Origin of the sequence: Lysinibacillus sp. NPDC097868 (genome assembly GCF_044761135.1) — a bacterium.
Lineage (GTDB): Bacteria > Bacillota > Bacilli > Bacillales_A > Planococcaceae > Lysinibacillus.
In genome coordinates, this window is record NZ_JBIWBS010000006.1 from 133,034 (window position 1) to 153,323 (window position 20,290).

Below are 20,290 nucleotides of genomic sequence, written 5' to 3' on the forward strand. Positions count from 1 at the left end.
GAGAGAATTGGATGCAATATTTTGCAACTGAAGCGGAGACGATTTTTTATCAACAACCACGCACATTTACTAAACTAGATTCACCAGATATTTTATCGTATGCATTAGGTGCAACGCTATATATGCCTGCATCTATGCCTAACATTATTGAAATGGTACAATCACAAAAATATCAAGATTTAAAGTCGTTTGTTATAGATTTAGAGGATGCGGTTGGAGATGCAGAGTTAACGAGCTGTGAAGAAAAAATAATAGAGGATATAAGTGCACTCTACACACTTTATGTCCATAACGAAATTTTGCTTGAAGATTTGCCGCTTCTATTTATTCGTGTGCGGAGTGTTGAGCAATTTAGAGTTTTGACGTCTGTATTAGGAAAGCGACAGGAAGTGCTTACGGGCTATGTATTTCCTAAGTTCACAGCGATACAAGGAGCTACCTATTTTGAAATACTTGAGCAAACGATTGAACAGCATCAGCTAACGCTATATGGAATGCCTATTTTAGAAAGCCGAGACATTTTATATAAGGAGTCTCGAATGGAAGCTTTATTTGCGATACGAGACGTGCTGCGTCAATATAGAAAACGTGTACTTAACGTACGTATCGGTGCTACGGATTTTTGCGGAATTTATGGAATTCGTCGTCGAGTAGACTCAACAATTTATGATATAGCCGTTATTCGAGATTGTATTGCAGATATTGTCAATGTACTAGGTCGTGAAGAAGATGACTTTGTTATCTCGGGACCAGTATGGGAGTATTTCAGCAATGAACGGGTATTAAAGCCAACGCTAAGAGCAACACCATTCAGTGAAAAGGGAGCTTTATATGCACGTAAGGCACTACTTGATGATTATTTGGATGGCTTGATGAAGGAAGTAATTTTAGACAGACAAAATGGCATTTTAGGTAAAACAATAATACATCCAAGTCATATTCGAATTGTACATGCACTTTATGTTGTTTCTTATGAGGAATATGTAGATGCCACTAGTATTATTGATAATGAAGGGCAAAAGGGTGTTTTAAAAAGCCATTATGCCAATAAAATGAATGAAATGAAGCCACATATGAGATGGGCACAGAAAGTTTTACGCCAAGCACATATATATGGTGTATACAATGAATCTGCAGATTTTGCCTCTCTCTTATTGAATGCAAGTGTAGGAGGAAGTACGGATGACAAAGCTCAACAACAAGATGAACATTATTCAAGATTATAAAATTGATATTGAGATTACCCAAAACCATTATGATTTTGCGATGACGGATTTATTCAAAATGGCGACACGTATTAACAAAAAGAGACAGTTTTTATTTGTGAGTACCGTCCTTGGTAAACATTTAGCAGTTCGTCCACAGGTGCCGATTTTGACAGGCGCATTATTAGCAATGATGTATCATGAAAAATTGGTTGGTCATGATTGTTTGTTATTACAGCCAGTTGTACAGGCGATAAAAAATCAGCAAAATATGCAAGGGATTTTACAGCAAGTAGAGGAGCAGAGACTGGAACTAGCAGAGGAAGTTTTATTTATCGGCTTTGCTGAAACGGCAACAGCTCTTGGTCATGCTGTTTTCAATGCTTTTAAGTCCAATGCAACTTATGTCCATACGACGCGAGAACTACTACCAGAGCTCGAACCGTTTGTCACTTTCGAAGAAGAACATTCGCACGCGACGAGTCATCGCGTGTACTGCGAGCAACCTGAAAAACTGCTACAGGCAAAACAAATTGTGCTCATTGACGATGAAATTACAACAGGAAATACAGTGGTTAACATTATTGAAACACTGCGCCAAAAGTTCCCTACTGTTGAGCGTTATTCGGTTTTATCGATTTTAGATTGGCGTTCGCCCCCGCAACAAGCGATGTTTGCGGAGCTAGAAGCTAGGTGGGGGGTAACGATTGATTTTGTATCGATTATGAGTGGGCAATTTATTTGTGATGGCACACCACTTTTAACAAATTATCAGGTGCAAAGTACATCTCAAGCAACAACAGAAATGAAGTTGCTTTCGGTGAGCGAGGTAGTTGAACAGAAACATTACTATTCTATAGCAGAAAATGGTGTGAAAAATAGAGCACCTTATATGTTAGCAACAGGTCGATTAATGTTAACGACTGAGCAACATGCTGCACAAAAGAAGGTGTATCAAACTATCGCGGACCAGTTACGAGAACTTCGTACAGGTGGACCAGCACTAGTCATCGGTACAGGGGAGTTTATGTACGTGCCTATGCAAATAGCGACTTGTTTAGGAGAGGAAGTTTATTTCCAATCGACGACACGTAGCCCAATTTATTGTGCAAATAATCCATCCTATACAATAACAGAAAAAATTGCTTTTGAAAGTCCAGAAAATAATGGTGTTGAAAATTACTTATACAACTTACATAGCCATTCATATTCGGAACTTTTTTTAGTCGTAGAACGTATAGCCAATGAAGAGGTAGTGGCAAGGGCAGTACATGCATTGAAATCTGTGAGTAACGCAAATATTTATGTGATTTGTATGCACGAATGGGGGACTGAATAATGCATGAAATGAAGCAACCAGATAAAATGGGAAGCTATTCATCTGAAGATGTTGTCTTTTTACTACGAGATATTAGTAACGTTAACTTAGAAATAGATAATGAACAGCGTGAACGACTTATTCAATCGGGTACCCACTATTCAGAAATGTTGCCAGTAGAGTATCTTCCTTCTGAAGCATATATGAACCTGTTTTATCGAACGCTAGATGATTATGCACAACGTATTGGGCTTGCTGTTGGATTGGTGGCTCAACAAATTGTAGAGCGCCGTGGTTTAGAACATTTAGTGCTTGTTAGTTTAGCGAGAGCAGGAACGCCTATTGGTATTTTAATTAAGCGTTATATAAAAATGCATTATAACGTGAACGTTCCTCACTATACTATTTCGATTCTCCGGGGTCGGGGTATTGATGACTACGCTATCAAATACATATTTACTCAGCACCCACTTGCACAAATTCAATTTATTGATGGTTGGACAGGGAAAGGCGCGATTACGAGAGAATTACAACAAGCGTGTGAAAGTTTTAATGAGCAAAACAATAAACAACTGGATGCGACATTAGCAGTGCTTGCTGATCCAGGACATTGTGCAGCAATCTATGGTACACGTACTGATTTTTTAATACCATCTGCATGTTTAAATTCAACTGTTTCGGGCTTAGTTAGCCGAACAGTATGGAATGCACAGTTCATGGATGTAAATGATTTTCACGGGGCAAAATTTTATAAAGAACTACAAGAGGCAGATGTCTCCAATGTATATATTGACCGTATTAGCGCGTATTTTTTACAAGTAGAGAACGATGTGGAGCATCAGCTTCGTGAACGAAAACCATCTACAATTACATGGCAAGGGTTGGAAACCGTTGTTGCTATTCAACAACATTATGGCATAACAAATAGTAACTTTGTGAAGCCAGGAGTTGGGGAAACAACACGGGTATTACTTCGCAGAGTCCCTTGGAAAATTTTAATTAACCCTAAATATGTGCATGAATTAGCGCACATTTTACTATTAGCCAAGGAAAAAAATGTGGAAATTGAAGAATATCCTCAAATGTCCTATGCATGCTGTGGCTTAATAAAAGAAGTATAGAGGAGAGAAGACATGCTACTTTTTACATCTGATTTAGATCGTACGCTTATTTACTCCCAGCGCATGATGGATAAGTATCCACCAAATACAGCTCCAATTACAGCTGAACGAAAAGATGGAGAAGTACTTAGTATGATGACTGAAGTAACGATGTCATTATTGCAACAAGTCCACCAACAAACATTATTCGTTCCTGTTACAACACGTGCAATACATCAGTATGAACGAATACATGTAATAAAAGAGCTGCGTCCTACTTTTGCAATTACGAGTAATGGGGGTACAATAATAGAACAAGGACGCCCTAATATGGAATGGTCCAAAATTTTACGCAAAAGAATTGAAGATTCCTCAATTCCTCAAGCAGATTTGGTACGCCAATTTAATAGCATAAAATCAGATTATTGGCTTCAACAATCGTTCTATGTTGATGAGCTATTTTATGTTCATTATGTGGATTGTAATATTTTGCAGCAGGATGAAGTGCAGGCAATAATTCAAGACTTTGCAGTACATGGTTGGCATGTACTGCTGCAAGGACGAAAATTGTACTTTATGCCAAAGGCGCTTACGAAAGAAGCCGCAATTTCGTATTTGAAGGAGCATTGTACATATAATATGCACTTGGCAGCGGGTGATTCCATAATGGATTATGGAATGCTTGCTTTGGCTGATAGAGGTTATACGCCATACCACGGTGACTTAAAAGACAAACAATCTCAAATACTAAAGAACACAATTTATTCGGCTCATAGCGGTGAAGCATTTACAAAATATTTATTGGAAGATGTTTTACAATTGGCTGCCAAGCAACCGATTGTGGAAGTATGATGTAAGGAGGTGATGCTTGTATGCAAACAGTCACAATTGAATCGGTATTAGAAAGAGATTCTTATGATTGGCTACAAGCCTTCCAAGATGCAGCTAACGCGCGAACAGTTTACGAGGTGACAGCACAACACGTACGTTTTAGTCGTATTGCTGTACGTATATTGGGTGTCCCGATAGAAGAAGACGATTATTTTAATTCCTTATATACAATGTCACAAAATCCAAATGTCCATATTTTAAGCGAAGTATTAAACAAACATATTGAGCAAAAGGATTTTCAGGCATTGCAAACGATTTTAGAGCAACATCAGCAATCCCCTAAAGGCTTGTCGATTAATCGACTGATTGCCATGATGTATGGGCATCAACTTATTCCTAAGCATGATGATCCTTCGATGAATCGTCATTTACAACTAGTGACGATGCGAGTAGTGGAGCGCTTTAGAGATCAGCAATCACTTGGATTATTAGCGAATGACTTTCGACGCTTTTTAATTGATATGGTGAAGTGGCTAAAAAACCATTGGATTCAGTGGGCAAAAGCAATGAAACCAACAGATGATTTCCCGAAGGTCGTTTGGTATGGTGAAACAACAATTAGTCAGCGCTATTTTCTTCTATTATTAATGGAGCTTGGCTGTGATGTGTTAATATTCCATCCCACGGCGATTGATGAATTTGCTACTGTGGATCCAACAGATGCATTTTCTGTTACGCACTCCTATGTAAGTCAAACAGCGTTACAGCCATTCCCTGATAAATTACGTGATCGTCAAGCTACAGTTGGCTATAGCTCTAGCCAACATTTTGAACACTTAATGCATGACCAGCATTCTGGTGTTTATCGACCATGGCAATTTAAAGATCATTTGCCGCATTCACTAACACTACGTATGACATATGATGATATTTTTATTTATGCCAATGAAAAGGCGATGGTTCGCCCGAAATTTGAGGTGCTTAGGGATGAAGTAATCATTCCTGTAATTTTCGCGAAAATTAGTGGTGTATCTAGTAGCCGTGAAGAATATTGGGGGTATATGCATCAATTGCTTGCTAGCCCACAAGCTGTATTTGTGCAGGCGTTTCCATATGCTAAAACGAGTAGAGCTAATTTTCATTTTCACTATAAGCATTGTTTAGTGAATGGTGAACTATCTACGGAGCGGATTATGCAAAGTGATTGGTGGCAATATGATGATTTGACATTGGAGCTACAATCAGCAATTGCTCATACAATTAAAACGTCCTGTGAACAGCCTATGCTGAAACTGCAGCCAAATGAGTCACAGTACGAATTGCAATTATTTATATTTAAACAAATGACGATGATTCCAAAGGACATATTGCGCCTATTACAAAGTTTTGATTATGCTCAGGAAGTTCCAAAGGTGGTGCTCTATCAAGCTCCACAGCAGCCGTCATTATCACGAGAAGATATTGCTCTATTAGCATTTTTAAATCGTTTTGGCGTGGATATTATTTTTTACAATCCAACAGGAAAGCTTGATTTAGAAAAACATTTGCTAGAGGATACGTTTGATGGACATCGTTTAGAGCATATGGTGTTTGACTTACAATTTGAAGAGCCAAAGCAACAAAAGTCAAAGCCTGATAAAATGATTAAAAAATTATTTAACCGTTTCTTCTGACGGCTTGGAAAGGAGGAACACGATGTCAAAAAAAGTTATTGTCCTTGAACAATTGACATCTGAAACTGCAGACCAAACAAAACAACAGCTATGTCAAAGTCCAGAAGTACAGCATATTGCAAATCATATCAATATAAAAAATAGACTTGAATTAACGGAGCTCGGTAAGGAACCAGCAGTTAAGCTTTCTCGTTTCTCAGACCAAATTTTAAAAACGATAGCCCATTCAAAAGTAAATGAATCTAACGAATTATTAAAACAGCTTGAAGCCCTAATGTCTAAGTTTGATAAAAAAGAAGTCATTGAGCAACCAGGGTTTTTGGGGAGATTGTTTAAACGAGCACCGAAAAATAAGGAAGATTTGTATGCTAAATATAATATTCTTGGTAGAGATATTGAAAAAGTTCATTATCAATTTGTCCTAATGGAAGAAGCATTGGCGAATGATAATCGTATGCTAGCTCGTTTATATAACGAAAATTTGTCTTATTATATGGAGCTTGAAAAATATATCGTTGCCGCTGAAATGAAACTAGATGAGATAAAGACAACGTTAATCCCAATGTATGAAAAGCAAAGTGAAGCAGGTAATCAAATAGCTAAAATGGAGCTTACAACGTTACAAGCAATTGCGGAAACACTTGCACAAAAAATTGATGAGCTTGAAAAATCGCGTTTGGTAGCAATTTTAGGGGCAACACAAATGGATATGCTACGCAATGGCAATAGTGAGTTAATGGAGCAAATAAACGGAGCATTTGTCACGACAATTCCCATTTTTAAATTAGGTATTATGAATGCGGTGAATGAAAAGCGGCAACAGCTACATCAAGAATCCGCAGCTGCTTTTCAAAAGCGCATGAAGCAATTTGGTGAAGAAAATAGTCATGCTGTTTTGCAAAGTGTAGACTATGCGCAACAAAGTGAGACGACAATGACGCTCGAAGAAATGTGGGAGACAATCGTTACTGGTATTGCAAGCTATCGTCAAATACGAGCTGAACAAGCAACTAAGCGTCAACAAATAGAGCAACAACTAATGGCATTAAATAGTGAAGCCTAAAAAAGCTGACACCATATTAAGGTGTCAGCTTCAAACGTTTGTTTTGTCTTTTGGCCTTCATTTGCAGGTTTCACACGCCTATTTCTTTGCGAAGCCTTATCAATTGAGTGGCAAATTAGTTTGAAAGAAACACATGAATTCTACAGGTCGATAAATCAAGAAACTGTATTACTTTGGTTAATCAACATACATGTTAGCTTATAGTATAATGATTACTTGAAATAATGCGGTGGAAAACAGGGAAAAGAGGGAACCGATGCCTACTATACTAGTTGCTGACGACGATGCGAACATTCGCGAACTCGTCTGTTTATTTCTACGCAACGACGGATTCGCAACAGCTGAAGCAGCGGACGGCAAGGAAGCACTGGCCGTCTACAACTCAACGAATGTCGATCTTGTCGTACTTGACATTATGATGCCGATTATGGATGGTTGGACGTTAAGCAAGGAGCTCCGAAGAGCCAATCCTGATCTACCTTTACTTATGCTGACTGCGAGAGGAGAAACATGGGAGAAAGTGAAAGGTTTCGAACTTGGGACGGACGATTATTTAACAAAACCATTCGATCCGTTAGAGTTGACGGTTCGTGTTAGGGCACTACTCAAACGATACAAGATTGGCTCCACGCAGACGATCCATTTCGGGAACGTCATTCTTGATCGACAGACCTATAAGGTGATGAAAGGGACGGAGTCGCTTACGTTGCCACTAAAGGAGTTCGAATTGCTGTATAAGCTCGCTGGAACACCAGGACAAGTCTATACGCGCGTGCAGTTGATCGATCAGATTTGGGGTATCAATTACGCCGGAGATGATCGAACGGTAGACGTACATATTAAACGGCTGCGTGAACGGTTCGCGACAACGCCCGATTTTCGGATCGAAACGGTGCGCGGGCTTGGGTATCGGCTTGAGGTTTATGAATGATCAGATCCTTATATATACGTGTTATCCTGACATTTTTAGTCTCCATCATCGGGGGCACAATCATTTCTTTTTTTGTGTCAACTTGGATATTCGAAGATAAATTGAACGAAAATGCTCAAATCAACTTACGTAACTTTGGTCAAGACATCGTCCAGATTTACAACGCCCTTCCGTTACATGAAGCGGACTTGTTCGTAAGTGAAATGAAGCAGCTCGATTCTTATTATATTCGAATTTACGAAGCGACGGGTCAGTTCAAGTCTTACGGTAAACTTCACGGACACAAACCTGCGCCTGTGACGAGGGAGCAACTAAAGAAAGCATTAGAAGGAGGTGTTGTTCAGGACACTCCTAATGGTATTGCCACGGTCCTCTTAGGGTTGCCGTTGAAAACAGAAATGGGAACGAAAGCGATATTTCTGGAAGCGCTCGCCCCTCCTTCGGCCTCTTATGTTACAAAGTGGGCATTGGTCTTTGCAACATGTTCGTTGATTGCAGGAAGCTTATTGATTCTAGTTGCCTCTGTATACCTGGTAAAACCAATCAAAAAGCTGACAAAAGCGACCAAGCGGATAGCATCTGGAGATTTCAACGTCAAGTTGAATATTAAGCAAACGAGTGAGCTGGGTACTTTGGCTCGCAGCTTCGAAGAAATGATGCACGATCTGCAGCAACTTGAGCAGATGCGCAGGGAATTCGTAACGAACGTGTCGCACGAGGTTCAGTCTCCGCTCACTTCGATATCCGGTTATGCTCTAGTGCTTAAGCAAGTTGAGCTTTCAGAATACGAACGAAGCCGTTATCTTGATATTATCATCGCTGAAGCGAAAAGGATGTCCAAAATGAGCGATAGCCTGCTAAAGCTGAGTTTGCTTGAATCGCAGTCAAAGCAACTGCAGCTCGTCACGCTCAGCCTCGATGAACAAATCCGACGGATAATCGTGGCGCTCCAGCCACAATGGTCTGCTCGTGATATACATTTCGAGCTTGATTTACAGACAGTTAAAGTAACGGCTGATCATGACCTGTTAAATCAGGTATGGACGAATATCCTTAGAAATAGCATCAAATTTTCCGATGATGCCGGCGTGATTAACGTAAGCATTAAACAAGATATCAAAAACGTGACAATCCTAATATCCGACACTGGTATTGGTATTCACCTTGACGACCAGAAGCGTATATTCGAGCGTTTTTTTAAGGCCGATCGTTCCCACAGTCGTAAGTATGACGGAAGTGGTATGGGACTCGCTATCGTTAAACAGATTGTGTCGCTTCATCAAGGTGACATCCGAGTGAAAAGTGAACTTGGTCAAGGAACGACCTTCATTGTCACCTTGCCAATCACTACACCAATAGATTAGTTAGATTCATTTTCTATGCTACGACTCATATGCAAGCTTATTTGCATATAGAGCCGTAGCATTTTTTTTTGACAGTTCATATTCAGTTCATATTGTCGTCATAGGGAGTACATCTTCATTTGTTAAGGTTTCATTACAGGCACATGAAGGAAGACAATCAAACAGATTAGGACAGGAGAAGATGACAGTGATACAACAAGAGGAAAAGAAAACGCTGAGTGGAATGAAAATAAAGAAAGTGCGAAACATCTTACTTAAAATCATAGGAGCAATCGTTCTAGCCATTGTACTTTTTTTAGGTATTGTTTATATCGTAAATGTGATGAGTAGTCATTCGGAACAAAAACGAATAGTGCCATACGGGCAGCATGTATCTGTAGACGGGAAAAACATGAATGTGTTAATTCAAGGCGAGGGCAAGGAAACAATCGTGCTCCTGCCTGGTTATGGAACAGCTACTCCAGGGCTTGATTTTAAGCTTCTTATCGATGAATTATCTCCATTTTACAAAGTTGTTGCGGTAGAGCCTTTCGGTTATGGATTAAGTGATGAAACTGTAAAAGAGCGGACCACGGAGAACATGGTAAGTGAAGTTCATGAAGCTCTACAGCAGCTTAATATTAACAGATACATGCTCATGGGCCACTCCATTACAGGCATTTATGGAATTGATTATGTGAACAAATATCCAAACGAGGTAACTGCATTTGTCGGAATCGATAGCAGTGTTGCAACACAACCGGGTATGGATATGAATTTCCCATTAAAAACGTTTGCATATCTCAAAAAATCAGGTCTCTTAAGATTAGCTATGAAAATCAGTGCTGACCCCTATGCTGGACTGGCATTTGATGAAAAAACCGTAGAGCAAATGAAAATGATTTCAAATAAAAACATGTATAATGACACAACCTTGAATGAGATGGACCATATTTCGTCTAATTTTAAAGGGGCTCAAGGTTTAACCTTCCCTAAATATCTTCCACTTCTTCTCTTTGTACAAGCGAATAATGAAGATGTAGCAGGATGGTTACCTCTGCATGAAGAGCAGATCAAAGACTCGGTACATGGAAAAGTAGTAACCATGGATGGATCACATTATTTACACCATACCAAATTCAAAGAAATCGCTGAAAACGTTAGACTATTTATGAAAGAAGTAAAGTAAGTGAAGAGTTAAGACTCTATCTTATCTAAGGGTAACGAGGAACTTATAGTCTATAGTACAAATCGTTAGATGGAATGCGGAATGACGGGAAACTATCACGTTCCGAGTGGAGCAGGGGAAAAGCTGGAGATCACATCAATACCTATTTGCAACTTTAGTTAAACAATCAATTCTGTACGAAAATGAATCGACTTTTAGAATTAGACAAACAAGATAAAAAGAAGCCGTTTTCCCTTAGCGTAGGAGAAAACGGCTTTCAAAGCGAAGCGGAGAAGGAGGCATAAGTAACGCCCGCAGAAAGCGAGCAATCCGTACCGGTCATCAACATGTACATAGAAGTTTACAAGGCAAGCCCCAAACACGAAAAGTAGTGGTAGGGCTTGCCCAAATAGCTTTGTTAATTGGTCTATTAAATAAACTCTTCCTCAATTTCCAAGTTGATTTCTTCACCGTGATAGTTTTGATATGACACAATTAATGTATCTAAGTGCTCCAAATTTTCTTCGTAATCTAAAATACGCGATAAAATATACAGAAGGTGATAGCTTGAAAATTCTGTATCGCCTTCTTCGTGCGCAAAGGTCACTTGATGGATAAAAATCTCCATTAACTGATTGCGTTGAATGTAGTCGATATGGTTGCTCCATTCGGAATGCTCAGGCTTTAATTTCCCCGTATATTTCAGTAACAGCTGCTCATGGTAGGTAAGCAGGAAATCTAGACGCTCTTGAATCATTAAATGGAATTGTGTCGGTAGATGTGCTAATTCGTTTTCATGATTATGCAAACGTTGTAACAATTCTAGACTCTTTTTTGACGTAGTAATCATTTGACGGTAAACAACTAATTTCCGTGCTTTGACGTATTTTTTATTTTTAAAGTAATTTCGTTCTTCCTTGAAAAACTCATAGAGTGTGTCGACTCTAAGCATACGTTCTCTAAATTTGTTTAAAGCCGTTTTAGTAGAAGTATGCTCAGAAGCTTGACGAACAGCTAGTCTCGTCCAGCGAATAATATCATCCTGTAAAAAGTAAATTTTACGGAAAAGCTTTACTTCGTATTTTGGCGGTAAAAACACAAGATTTACAACAAAGGCTGCTAAAACCCCGACTAAAATTGTAAGAAAGCGAATTAAACTAAACGTAAGAAAGTCATCTCCCTGTATTTCCATAATGGCTACAACGGAAACAAGCGCAAGAGACAGTGACTTTTCAAGTTTGAATTTTAACATCAAGCCTATTGCGATAATTACTGCAATACCGACAGCCACGACGTGGTGACCAAAAAGTAAGCCGAAGATTACAGCAATAGAGGCTCCTATAATATTTGCTTGTACTTGTTCAACTATCGTTTGATAAGAGCGATAAATGGATGGCTGAATCGCAAAGATTGCTGCAATTCCAGCAAAAACTGGGGATGGTAATTGCAGGAGCTCAGCAACAAATAGAGCAAAGACAATAGCTACGCCAGTTTTAAATACACGGGCACCTAATTTCATAATAAAATCGATGTCCTTTCTGTCTAATATTTTTAACTTGCTTCAGCAGAAGTGTTCCACTTCTATAAGTGGGGCTGAATCAAGTTAAAGGCCCCAGCGGATGTCTCAGATTTTAAGAAGAACTTTTCAAGCAGACTTAAAAAAAATCTGGAGGCAATTACGCCGAGTCGTAATTAATGCTTCTTTACATTATAGAAGGAAGTTCTTAGAAAATACATAGATTTGTATATCGTAATATAAAAAGGCGACTCCTACTTGTAAAAACAAAGATAATTCGTACATCACTTATATATTGTGATGTACTTTTTTACTTTGTAGACCTTATAAATGACCTTTTTAATTACTGCATCAGTATTTCGGTATTCGTTGTGTCTACTACCATTTACCATTATTTTATGTACAATAAACAAGAACGTATATTCTTAGTGTATTTATTCTTTGAAGGTAGTGTGAAGCAAACATGAGGAAACGATTAAGCATTGGAATCGAACTGGAAAGTTCCTAACTTATACAGAAGCAGTGACAAGAAAAGTTGGAGAATACTTGAATCAGATTTATTGAAATGGAATGCTATTGTCCCGAAAAACAAAACAGAACAACTGAAAGATGAATTAAATTAATAAGAAGGAAATAATCCCTAATAAATAGTATATATAAATATAATAAAGCTTGAGAGTTAATATGAACCAATATTTCAAAGGTTTAGTTATAAGAGAAGGAAACGATATGTTGAAACTCTGTTTGAAGATGTTGGATGGATAAAGGTAAAAGTTTAGAGATAAAAAAATGGAGGGGCAAATGGACAATCAAAAGTTTGAAGAGTTTATTAAAATAGCTAAAAAACTAAATGATATTGCAATTATTCCATTGTTAATGGGTTCAGTTGGCTTAGAAATTATTACAGGGGAAAATTGGGAAGCTCAAGACTTAGATATTCATGTTCCTGGTGATAAAAGAGGGTGGGAAGTTCCACCTGAAATATCCATATATAAATGGATTGATATTGTGAAAATCATGGAATCAATGGAATATAGCTTAATTGATTTGCATGAACATGAATTCTCTAAAGAGGGACTATCAGTTGAGTTTGGTATTCTTGACACTTTACCAAATTTTGCAGGAGTGAAATTAGAAGATTTAGAAATGCATCAAAAGGAAGATGTTCAATATTACTTACTAAATCCTGAGCAATATTTAAATGTTTACGAGGCTTCCTCTAAGGATAGTTATAGAGCAGATAAAAATAATAATAAAGATTTTAGAAAAATAGATTTCTTAAAATACATGACATAGAATACTTAAACTGGATAATTTTATTATGCTAACATATGTTTTAGTTGAAGAAAGAAAATAATTGTGTAGCAGTAAATCAAATTGTTGATAGTAATGAGGTCATATGTTTTAGAAAAAGGATAGATGTAAGCAGGGAACAACCCTGTTCATCTATCCTTTCTAAATTTTAGCTATATAATGGATGACATTATAACAATACCTTTTATTATAAAGTCCTTTGTTTATTTTCTTGATTTTTAAAACCTATTGGAAGTCGCCTTTTTTCGGCCTATTAAAGTTGAGAAAATGCATAGTCGACAGCTTCGATTGTTTCACGAATATCTGCCTCTGTATGCTCAGTTGTTAAAAACCATGCTTCATATTTTGATGGAGCGAGGTTAATGCCTCGTTGAAGCATTAGTTTAAAGAAGCGACCGAAAATTTCTCCGTCAGTATTCTCTGCCTGCTCATAGTTTTCTACCTTCACATCTGTAAAGTAAATTGTAAGCGCACCTTTTAGACGATTTAAAGTAATTGTTACACCATGTTTTTTTGCAGCTGCTAAAATACCCTCTTCTAAAATCGCACCAAGTCGATCCATTTCATCGTAAATTCCAGGAGTAGCTAATACTTCTAAGCAAGCTATACCAGCTTGCATCGATGCAGGGTTTCCTGCCATTGTACCTGCTTGGTATGCTGGTCCAAGTGGAGCAACAGTATCCATAATTTCTTTACGACCACCGTAAGCACCGATTGGTAATCCACCACCAATAACTTTCCCTAGTGCTGTAAGGTCAGGCGTTAAACCAAGTAGTGTTTGTGCGCCACCGTAATGGAAGCGGAATGCTGTAATAACTTCATCATAGATCGTAAGCGCACCTTTTTCTTTCGCTGTAGCATGCACTAATTCTAAAAAGCCAGGGTTCGGTTCAACAATACCGAAGTTACCTACAATTGGCTCAATTAAAATAGCAGCAATTTGATCGCCCCATGTATTCATCGCTTCGGTAAATGCTTGTGGATTGTTAAATGGTACCGTAATTACTTCTTCTGCCGTAGCAGTCGTTACACCCGCTGAGTCTGGTGTGCCTAATGTAGCAGGTCCAGAGCCTGCAGCTACTAATACTAAGTCAAAGTGACCGTGATAGCAGCCAGCAAACTTCATAATTTTTGTACGGCCAGTATAGGCACGAGCAACACGGATCGTTGTCATAACTGCTTCTGTACCAGAGTTGTTAAAGCGCACTTTATCCATTGAAGGAATGGCTTCTTTAAGCATTTTTGCAAAAGTTACCTCGTATTCAGTTGGAGTTCCAAATAAAGTACCGTTTTCAGCGGCATTTGAAATCGCCTTAGCGATATGTGGATGGCCATGACCTGTAACAAGTGGGCCATATGCAGCTAAATAATCGATGTAACGGTTGCCGTCAACATCCCAAAAATAAGCTCCTTTTCCTCGAGCCATTGCAACGGGAGAGCCCCCACCAACTGCTTTATATGAACGAGAAGGGCTATTCACACCACCAACGATATGTAAAAGCGCTTCTGCGTGTACTGCTTCGGATTTTGAGTGATTCATAAATATGCCTCCTAAGTAATTATACTTAATCTATTGTAGACCTATCAGTGTAAGAAATCCAAAGAAAATAAGGGATATGACTTGATTTGTTACTTAGAGTAAAATAAGAAATGCAAAAGGAGGAGATTGTTATGACATTAGTAGAAGGACAGAAAGTACCCGATTTTTCACTTGTTAATGACAAAGGGGAGTACGTGCAATTAGCAGATTTCAGGGGCAAAAATGTAATTTTGTATTTTTATCCAAAAGATATGACACCGGGTTGTACAACAGAGGCATGTGATTTCCGTGATAAGCATGAAGACTTCAGTCACTTAAACGCTGTTATATTAGGTGTGAGCCCTGATAATGCCCAAAAGCATACAAAATTTATTGATAAGCATGGGTTACCTTTTTCTCTATTAGTGGACGAGAATCATGCTGTGGCGGAGGCTTATGGCGTATGGGTGTTAAAGAAAATGTACGGGCGCGAATATATGGGGATTGAACGTTCTACCTTTTTAATTGATACAGATGGTCATCTTATAAAGGCGTGGCGCAAAGTACGCGTGAAAAATCATATCGAAGAAGTCTACACATATTTAGCAAATCAGGAGGAACATAAATGAGAATTTATTTTACGTTTGAGCCAAGACCCGATTTACGTGAACCGTTAGTAGAGGAATTTTCACAATGTGATTTTGTTTTTAAAAATGGTTTATCTACGGATGAGCTTCAAAAAGCAGATGTACTAGTTACATACGGCGAAGATTTAAATGATGACAATATGCAATACGCGACGAAACTAAAATGGATTTTCGTTGCTTCAGCAGGTGTAGAAAAAATGCCAGCTCAAGCAATTATTGATCGAGGTATTTTAGTATCAAATGTGCGTGGAATTCATAAATCACCTATGGCTGAGTCGATGCTAGCTCATATTTTAGCCATTAAGCGCGCATTGCCGTGGTTATACGAGCATCAAAAGAAAAGAGAATGGTCGAAGAAAGGGAAACAAACTGAATTACGTGATAATACAGCGCTAATATTAGGACCCGGCGCGATTGGCTCGGAAGTAGGTCGCTTATTACAAGCATTTGGTGTAACTACAATTGGCTGTAACCGTTCAGGTAAAGCAGCACCTTATATGGATGAGATGGTTAGTTTCGCCAAGCTAACAGAAGCTTTGCCAAATGCGGATATCGTCATTTCTGTATTGCCTAAAACAGCGGAAACTACGCATTTATTGAAGGAAGAGCATTTTAGCGCAATGAAAAATGATGCCATTTTCATGAATTTTGGACGTGGGAATTTAGTAGAGGAAAAGGTACTTATTCATGCTATGGAAACAGCTGAGATTGGCTACGCAGTATTAGATGTGTTTGAAGAAGAACCGCTTAGTGCAAATAGTCCATTATGGTCTTGTCCATGTGTCATAGTGTCACCACATGTTTCAAGTCATTCTTCTCGCTATGTGGAGCGCAGCTTAGATATTTTTAAGCCTAGTTTGATGAAATGGTTAAATGGAGAGACAGCTCTAGAAAATGTAGTGGATCTGTCGAGAGGATATTAAAAAGTAATTTAATTTAGCTGATGCATAGGACGGAAGTTGACAGATGTTAGCTTAATTCGATACACTAATTGTAACAATTATAAATTAATAATACTTATGAAAAGGGGTGCATGACGATGTCTATACCGCATTTACAAGATGCACTTGACACGTTAAAAACAACTGGTGTACGCATTACTCCTCAGCGTCATGCTATTTTAGAATATTTAATTCAATCGATGACACATCCGACTGCGGATGAAATTTATAAAGCGCTTGAAGGAAAATTTCCGAATATGAGTGTGGCAACTGTCTACAATAATTTACGTGTATTCCGTGAAGTAGGTTTAGTGAAAGAGCTGACTTATGGGGATGCTTCTAGCCGTTTTGATTTTGTTACAAATGATCACTATCATATGATTTGTGAATGCTGTGGTAAAATTGTCGATTTCCATTATCCAGGTTTAGATGAAATCGAACACTTCGCTTCACAAGTAACAGACTTTGATGTGCACACACACCGTCTAGAAATATACGGTACATGTCCAGCATGTAAAGATGTTGCAGCGAAAGTACAATAAATTACAAGTTCATGTATGAAAACGTTTAAAAAAGCAAGTGAGCAATTAGCTCGCTTGTTTTTTTTATTATGAAGGGGCGAATAATTCCGTTATGTTCATTCACTTTTTATCATTTAGGGAAAATGAGATGTATGAAAGTATAAAGCATAGATGAAATACTATTAAAAAATCATTGATATATTTAGGTATAGTTAAACAACTATAGTTTTAGAAAAAAAGATTATTCTAAAAATTAATAAACTGAATATTTACAATATTGATGTTTTGTGATAAAAAGTAGTTAAGAAAATAGTAAAAGAGTTGGTGACATTCAAAAATAAGAACTTTATTTTGAAAAGGAGGGAGTTGGAGTTATATGTAGTTAAGAGCATCAACTACACAAGTATAATATTTAGATGTGCAGTACACTATGTTGAATAATGCTATACATTTCCAACGTGTAAAGTTGCTTTGAGAAAGTACTATAGCAAGGTTTTTTATGTTGATTGAGATTTTTATACAAAGTCGGGTTCAAAAGTCTGAGTTACTGAAATTTTTAGCACCTCATCCATTTTGAATTAGGAAAGCTAGTAGGAGGGATATAATGAATGTACATTTAGGGAGTAGTAATTACCTTAGTACATTAAAAAAAGAAGAACGTTTATCGGATGATTTATTTCTAACAAACAAAAAAAGAAAAGCAACATACGAAATAAAAAAAGAGAATGGTTATGTACGTCATATCGTAACGAAGGAAAATGGTGAAAAAGTAATTGTTAGAGAAGTGAAGATTTCTAAACATGAAGAAAAAGAACAGTCCTCTGGTGACGTAAACGATATGATTACGCAAAAATTAGTAGAGCAAATGATAAAATCATTCGATGACAGACAGAATCAGCAGAAGTTTATCAAAACTGGTATAGCTGGTCAAAAGGAAAAACAAATTTCTAAATATATAGTGAGTATATAATACCCATTAAAAATCTCAATCCACTAGATTTTTAAATGAAATTTAAAATATTTCTTTTAACAATGATTGCTTTAGTGAGTATTTCAGGACTATCTTTTGGAATGCTAGAAGCCAAGGCTGCTAGTAACGAACGCTCCGTACAATCAGTAATAACACTTAATATCAGAGATTATACAGTTAGAGTACCTACTAACAGTAGTAATTACCAATTAACTTATCATGAGCCGGGTATGACTTATGTTACGAGTAATAATTCTATATCTGTAACATCCACTGGTAGGTTAATTACATATTTTTCAACAACAGCTAATGTTTATGTCTATCGTGATGGTAAGCTAGATCATACGATCACTGTCATTGTTGGTAGAGGATAAAGGTAATAGTGATGTGGAGAAAGTATTCCCATGTTGCTTTCAGTTAGAACTTAGAACAAATAAAAATTCCTAGCTCTTGCGTGAGGGCTAGGAATTTTTTGCTTTGTTATTATAAGATTGATCGAACTCTTTTCCTTCAAGTGTTGGATCTAGTGTTAATGGTTCGTTACAGTACATGCACATATCGACACGACCTAATACCTTCGTATGCTTATGGCAATTCGGGCACTCTACTTGAACTGCTCTTGTTGAGAGAAGTCCAATCCAAGCATAGACAACTGTACTACCGATAATACATAGTAAACCAAGCGTCATGAAGATTAAGACAAGGATAGGATTGTTTTTGAAAAATATTCCCCCATACATAACAACAAAGCCGATAAAAATAAGTGCTAATGCGAATGAACGGATTTTATTAATTTTACTTTTGTAAGGTTTCATACAATATCTTGCCTCCCAATCTAAAATCTACTATAACATATAAGAACAAAGTATTTTAGTTTTGACTAAAAGGCAAAGAAGGAATACTTTCAGAGTATGTCGAAATCTTAACGAAATAAAGTCATATAACAAATAGAGGAGGACTGAACATGGAGCAAGTTTTGCGCCCGATATACCAAGAACGCGCGAGTCAGTCTAATACATTAGGTGTCATTTTAATGGAGAAACGTGAAGAACAAAGTAACGTTACTGACACATTCGATACGATATTACTAATTATTGTGAAGGAAGCGGATCAACCTGTTTATTCAAAGCATTATTTATATGAGGGGAATAAGGTAGCCTTACATACTGTTACAGAGAAATTGTTACGCAAGTGGTTACTAATCGGCTCTAACAAAAAAGTAGTTGATTGGATTTTCTTTGGCAGAGTGTTGTTTGATCGCAATGAATTCCTTCACAAATTAAAAATTGAACTACAAGAGTTCCCGTTCAGCGGTCGGAAAATTAAAACGGGTATTCAATTTTCAAAGTTAATTCGACGTTATTTAGAAGGAAAAGAATATTTTGATAAGGGAAGCTACCTGGATGCCTACAATCATGTTGTTGATTCCTTGCATCATTTAGGGCGGCTGTCCATTATAGATAGCGGGTTGTATCCAGAAGTTACAGTATGGGCGCAAGTGAAAAAGATAGAGCCTGCAATTTATAAGTTATATGAAGAACTTGTTATGAGCAGTGAGCCAATTGAAAAGCGATTAGAGCTCCTTTTTTTAGCAAGTGAGTTTTTAATTCATTCACGAACACAAGATGGGGCTCAACATATATTAGAAGTAATGCAAACAAAAGAGACATGGACTATTCAAGAATTACATGATCATCATGAGCTTGTTAACTACTCTGTAGACTTAGAAGTATTTGTAGAGTATTTAGTGGATAAAGGCTACATACTTATTGAACCTGTCGTTGCAAAAAGTGAAATGATATTCCACCGGCATTATAAGGTGAATAAAGAGTCTATAGAATTTGAATAAGCCATGTAGTATGCTAGTAATCGAGGTATAGAAAATACCTCGATATTTTTTTAAGAAAAGTGTTGACGTTTAATATATTGATATTGTATTATATTAATTGTCGCTAAGACATAACAAGAACACTTAAAAACGAGTGAAAAAAACTTTTAAAAAGTTGTTGACGCAAGTTGAATAAGATGTTAAGATAAAGAAGTCGCTGAAAAACGACAAACAATATGAACCTTGAAAACTGAACAAGCAAAACGTAATCAATATAGTTTTTATTAGCTAACTTCGTTAGTGAACAAAACAAAATTTTGGACATCAAAATTGATGCCAGCAAAACAATTTGAGCTAATCAAATTTCTTTTATGGAGAGTTTGATCCTGGCTCAGGACGAAC

General features: G+C 37.4%; 19 protein-coding genes. 16 read left to right on the top strand and 3 right to left on the bottom strand.

The features are described from left to right. Positions 1-11: 11 nt before the first annotated feature. The 9 genes from ACIQXJ_RS22235 (at position 12) to ACIQXJ_RS22275 (ending at position 10,653) form a co-directional block, all read left to right on the top strand. On the top strand, positions 12-1,226 hold the full coding sequence (locus tag ACIQXJ_RS22235; RefSeq protein WP_403057767.1) for an HpcH/HpaI aldolase/citrate lyase family protein: 1,215 nt from the start codon (positions 12-14) through the stop codon (positions 1,224-1,226). Continuing rightward, positions 1,183-2,544 carry a phosphoribosyltransferase family protein gene (locus tag ACIQXJ_RS22240; RefSeq protein ID WP_403057770.1) on the top strand — a complete coding sequence of 454 codons (1,362 nt, stop codon included), beginning with the start codon at positions 1,183-1,185 and terminating at the stop codon, positions 2,542-2,544. The genes ACIQXJ_RS22235 and ACIQXJ_RS22240 overlap by 44 nt, the downstream gene beginning before the upstream one ends. Continuing rightward, entirely contained in the window at positions 2,544-3,644 is a 1,101-nt protein-coding gene (locus tag ACIQXJ_RS22245; protein WP_403057773.1) for a cysteine protease StiP family protein, read from the top strand. Before ACIQXJ_RS22240 ends, ACIQXJ_RS22245 begins: the two co-directional genes overlap by 1 nt. Before the next feature lie 12 nt (positions 3,645-3,656). Continuing rightward, a complete protein-coding gene (locus ACIQXJ_RS22250) occupies positions 3,657-4,475 on the top strand; it encodes an HAD family hydrolase (RefSeq protein ID WP_403057776.1) in 819 nt (272 codons plus the stop codon). A gap of 20 nt (positions 4,476-4,495) precedes the next feature. Further along, on the top strand, positions 4,496-6,127 hold the full coding sequence (locus tag ACIQXJ_RS22255) for a YceG family protein (protein WP_403057779.1): 1,632 nt from the start codon (positions 4,496-4,498) through the stop codon (positions 6,125-6,127). A 22-nt stretch (positions 6,128-6,149) separates the two neighbouring features. Continuing rightward, entirely contained in the window at positions 6,150-7,190 is a 1,041-nt protein-coding gene (locus ACIQXJ_RS22260) for a toxic anion resistance protein (RefSeq protein ID WP_403057782.1), read from the top strand. Positions 7,191-7,446: 256 nt separating this feature from the next. Further along, positions 7,447-8,121 (top strand): response regulator transcription factor, encoded by a 675-nt coding sequence (locus ACIQXJ_RS22265; RefSeq protein WP_403057785.1) that lies wholly within the window; start codon positions 7,447-7,449, stop codon positions 8,119-8,121. Beyond that, positions 8,118-9,485, top strand: coding sequence for a sensor histidine kinase (locus tag ACIQXJ_RS22270; RefSeq protein ID WP_403057787.1), 1,368 nt, complete (start codon positions 8,118-8,120; stop codon positions 9,483-9,485). Before ACIQXJ_RS22265 ends, ACIQXJ_RS22270 begins: the two co-directional genes overlap by 4 nt. A gap of 187 nt (positions 9,486-9,672) precedes the next feature. Beyond that, on the top strand, positions 9,673-10,653 hold the full coding sequence (locus ACIQXJ_RS22275) for an alpha/beta hydrolase (protein ID WP_403057790.1): 981 nt from the start codon (positions 9,673-9,675) through the stop codon (positions 10,651-10,653). Between the two features lie 409 nt (positions 10,654-11,062). Here the strand turns inward: ACIQXJ_RS22275 and ACIQXJ_RS22280 are convergent, their stop codons facing one another. Beyond that, a complete protein-coding gene (locus ACIQXJ_RS22280) occupies positions 11,063-12,151 on the bottom strand; it encodes an FUSC family protein (protein ID WP_403057793.1) in 1,089 nt (362 codons plus the stop codon). Positions 12,152-12,949: 798 nt separating this feature from the next. On the opposite strand from ACIQXJ_RS22280, the gene ACIQXJ_RS22285 reads away from it, so the two are divergent. Beyond that, positions 12,950-13,444 (top strand): phosphoribosylanthranilate isomerase, encoded by a 495-nt coding sequence (locus ACIQXJ_RS22285; RefSeq protein ID WP_403057796.1) that lies wholly within the window; start codon positions 12,950-12,952, stop codon positions 13,442-13,444. A gap of 271 nt (positions 13,445-13,715) precedes the next feature. On the opposite strand, the gene ACIQXJ_RS22290 is transcribed toward ACIQXJ_RS22285, so the two are convergent. Then, positions 13,716-15,002 carry a glutamate-1-semialdehyde 2,1-aminomutase gene (locus ACIQXJ_RS22290; protein ID WP_403057799.1) on the bottom strand — a complete coding sequence of 429 codons (1,287 nt, stop codon included), beginning with the start codon at positions 15,000-15,002 and terminating at the stop codon, positions 13,716-13,718. A 131-nt stretch (positions 15,003-15,133) separates the two neighbouring features. Here ACIQXJ_RS22290 and bcp point away from each other — a divergent pair, with 131 nt between their 5' ends. The 5 genes from bcp to ACIQXJ_RS22315 all read left to right on the top strand — a co-directional run bounded on the left by bcp (position 15,134) and on the right by ACIQXJ_RS22315 (position 18,434). After that, complete coding sequence (gene bcp / locus ACIQXJ_RS22295; protein ID WP_403057802.1) at positions 15,134-15,610, top strand: thioredoxin-dependent thiol peroxidase; 477 nt, start codon at positions 15,134-15,136, stop codon at positions 15,608-15,610. Beyond that, positions 15,607-16,551: a D-2-hydroxyacid dehydrogenase gene (locus tag ACIQXJ_RS22300; RefSeq protein ID WP_403057805.1), complete on the top strand. Its 945-nt coding sequence runs from the start codon at positions 15,607-15,609 to the stop codon at positions 16,549-16,551. Before bcp ends, ACIQXJ_RS22300 begins: the two co-directional genes overlap by 4 nt. Before the next feature lie 116 nt (positions 16,552-16,667). Beyond that, positions 16,668-17,111 carry a peroxide-responsive transcriptional repressor PerR gene (perR, locus tag ACIQXJ_RS22305; protein ID WP_173479551.1) on the top strand — a complete coding sequence of 148 codons (444 nt, stop codon included), beginning with the start codon at positions 16,668-16,670 and terminating at the stop codon, positions 17,109-17,111. 583 nt (positions 17,112-17,694) lie between these two features. Next, entirely contained in the window at positions 17,695-18,060 is a 366-nt protein-coding gene (locus tag ACIQXJ_RS22310; protein WP_403057808.1) for a hypothetical protein, read from the top strand. A 35-nt stretch (positions 18,061-18,095) separates the two neighbouring features. Beyond that, positions 18,096-18,434, top strand: coding sequence for a hypothetical protein (locus tag ACIQXJ_RS22315; RefSeq protein WP_403057811.1), 339 nt, complete (start codon positions 18,096-18,098; stop codon positions 18,432-18,434). An 87-nt stretch (positions 18,435-18,521) separates the two neighbouring features. On the opposite strand, the gene ACIQXJ_RS22320 is transcribed toward ACIQXJ_RS22315, so the two are convergent. Then, positions 18,522-18,875: a YgzB family protein gene (locus ACIQXJ_RS22320; RefSeq protein WP_173479549.1), complete on the bottom strand. Its 354-nt coding sequence runs from the start codon at positions 18,873-18,875 to the stop codon at positions 18,522-18,524. A gap of 149 nt (positions 18,876-19,024) precedes the next feature. Here ACIQXJ_RS22320 and ACIQXJ_RS22325 point away from each other — a divergent pair, with 149 nt between their 5' ends. Beyond that, a complete protein-coding gene (locus tag ACIQXJ_RS22325) occupies positions 19,025-19,909 on the top strand; it encodes a nucleotidyltransferase-like protein (protein WP_403057814.1) in 885 nt (294 codons plus the stop codon). The last annotated feature ends 381 nt before the right edge of the window (positions 19,910-20,290 follow it).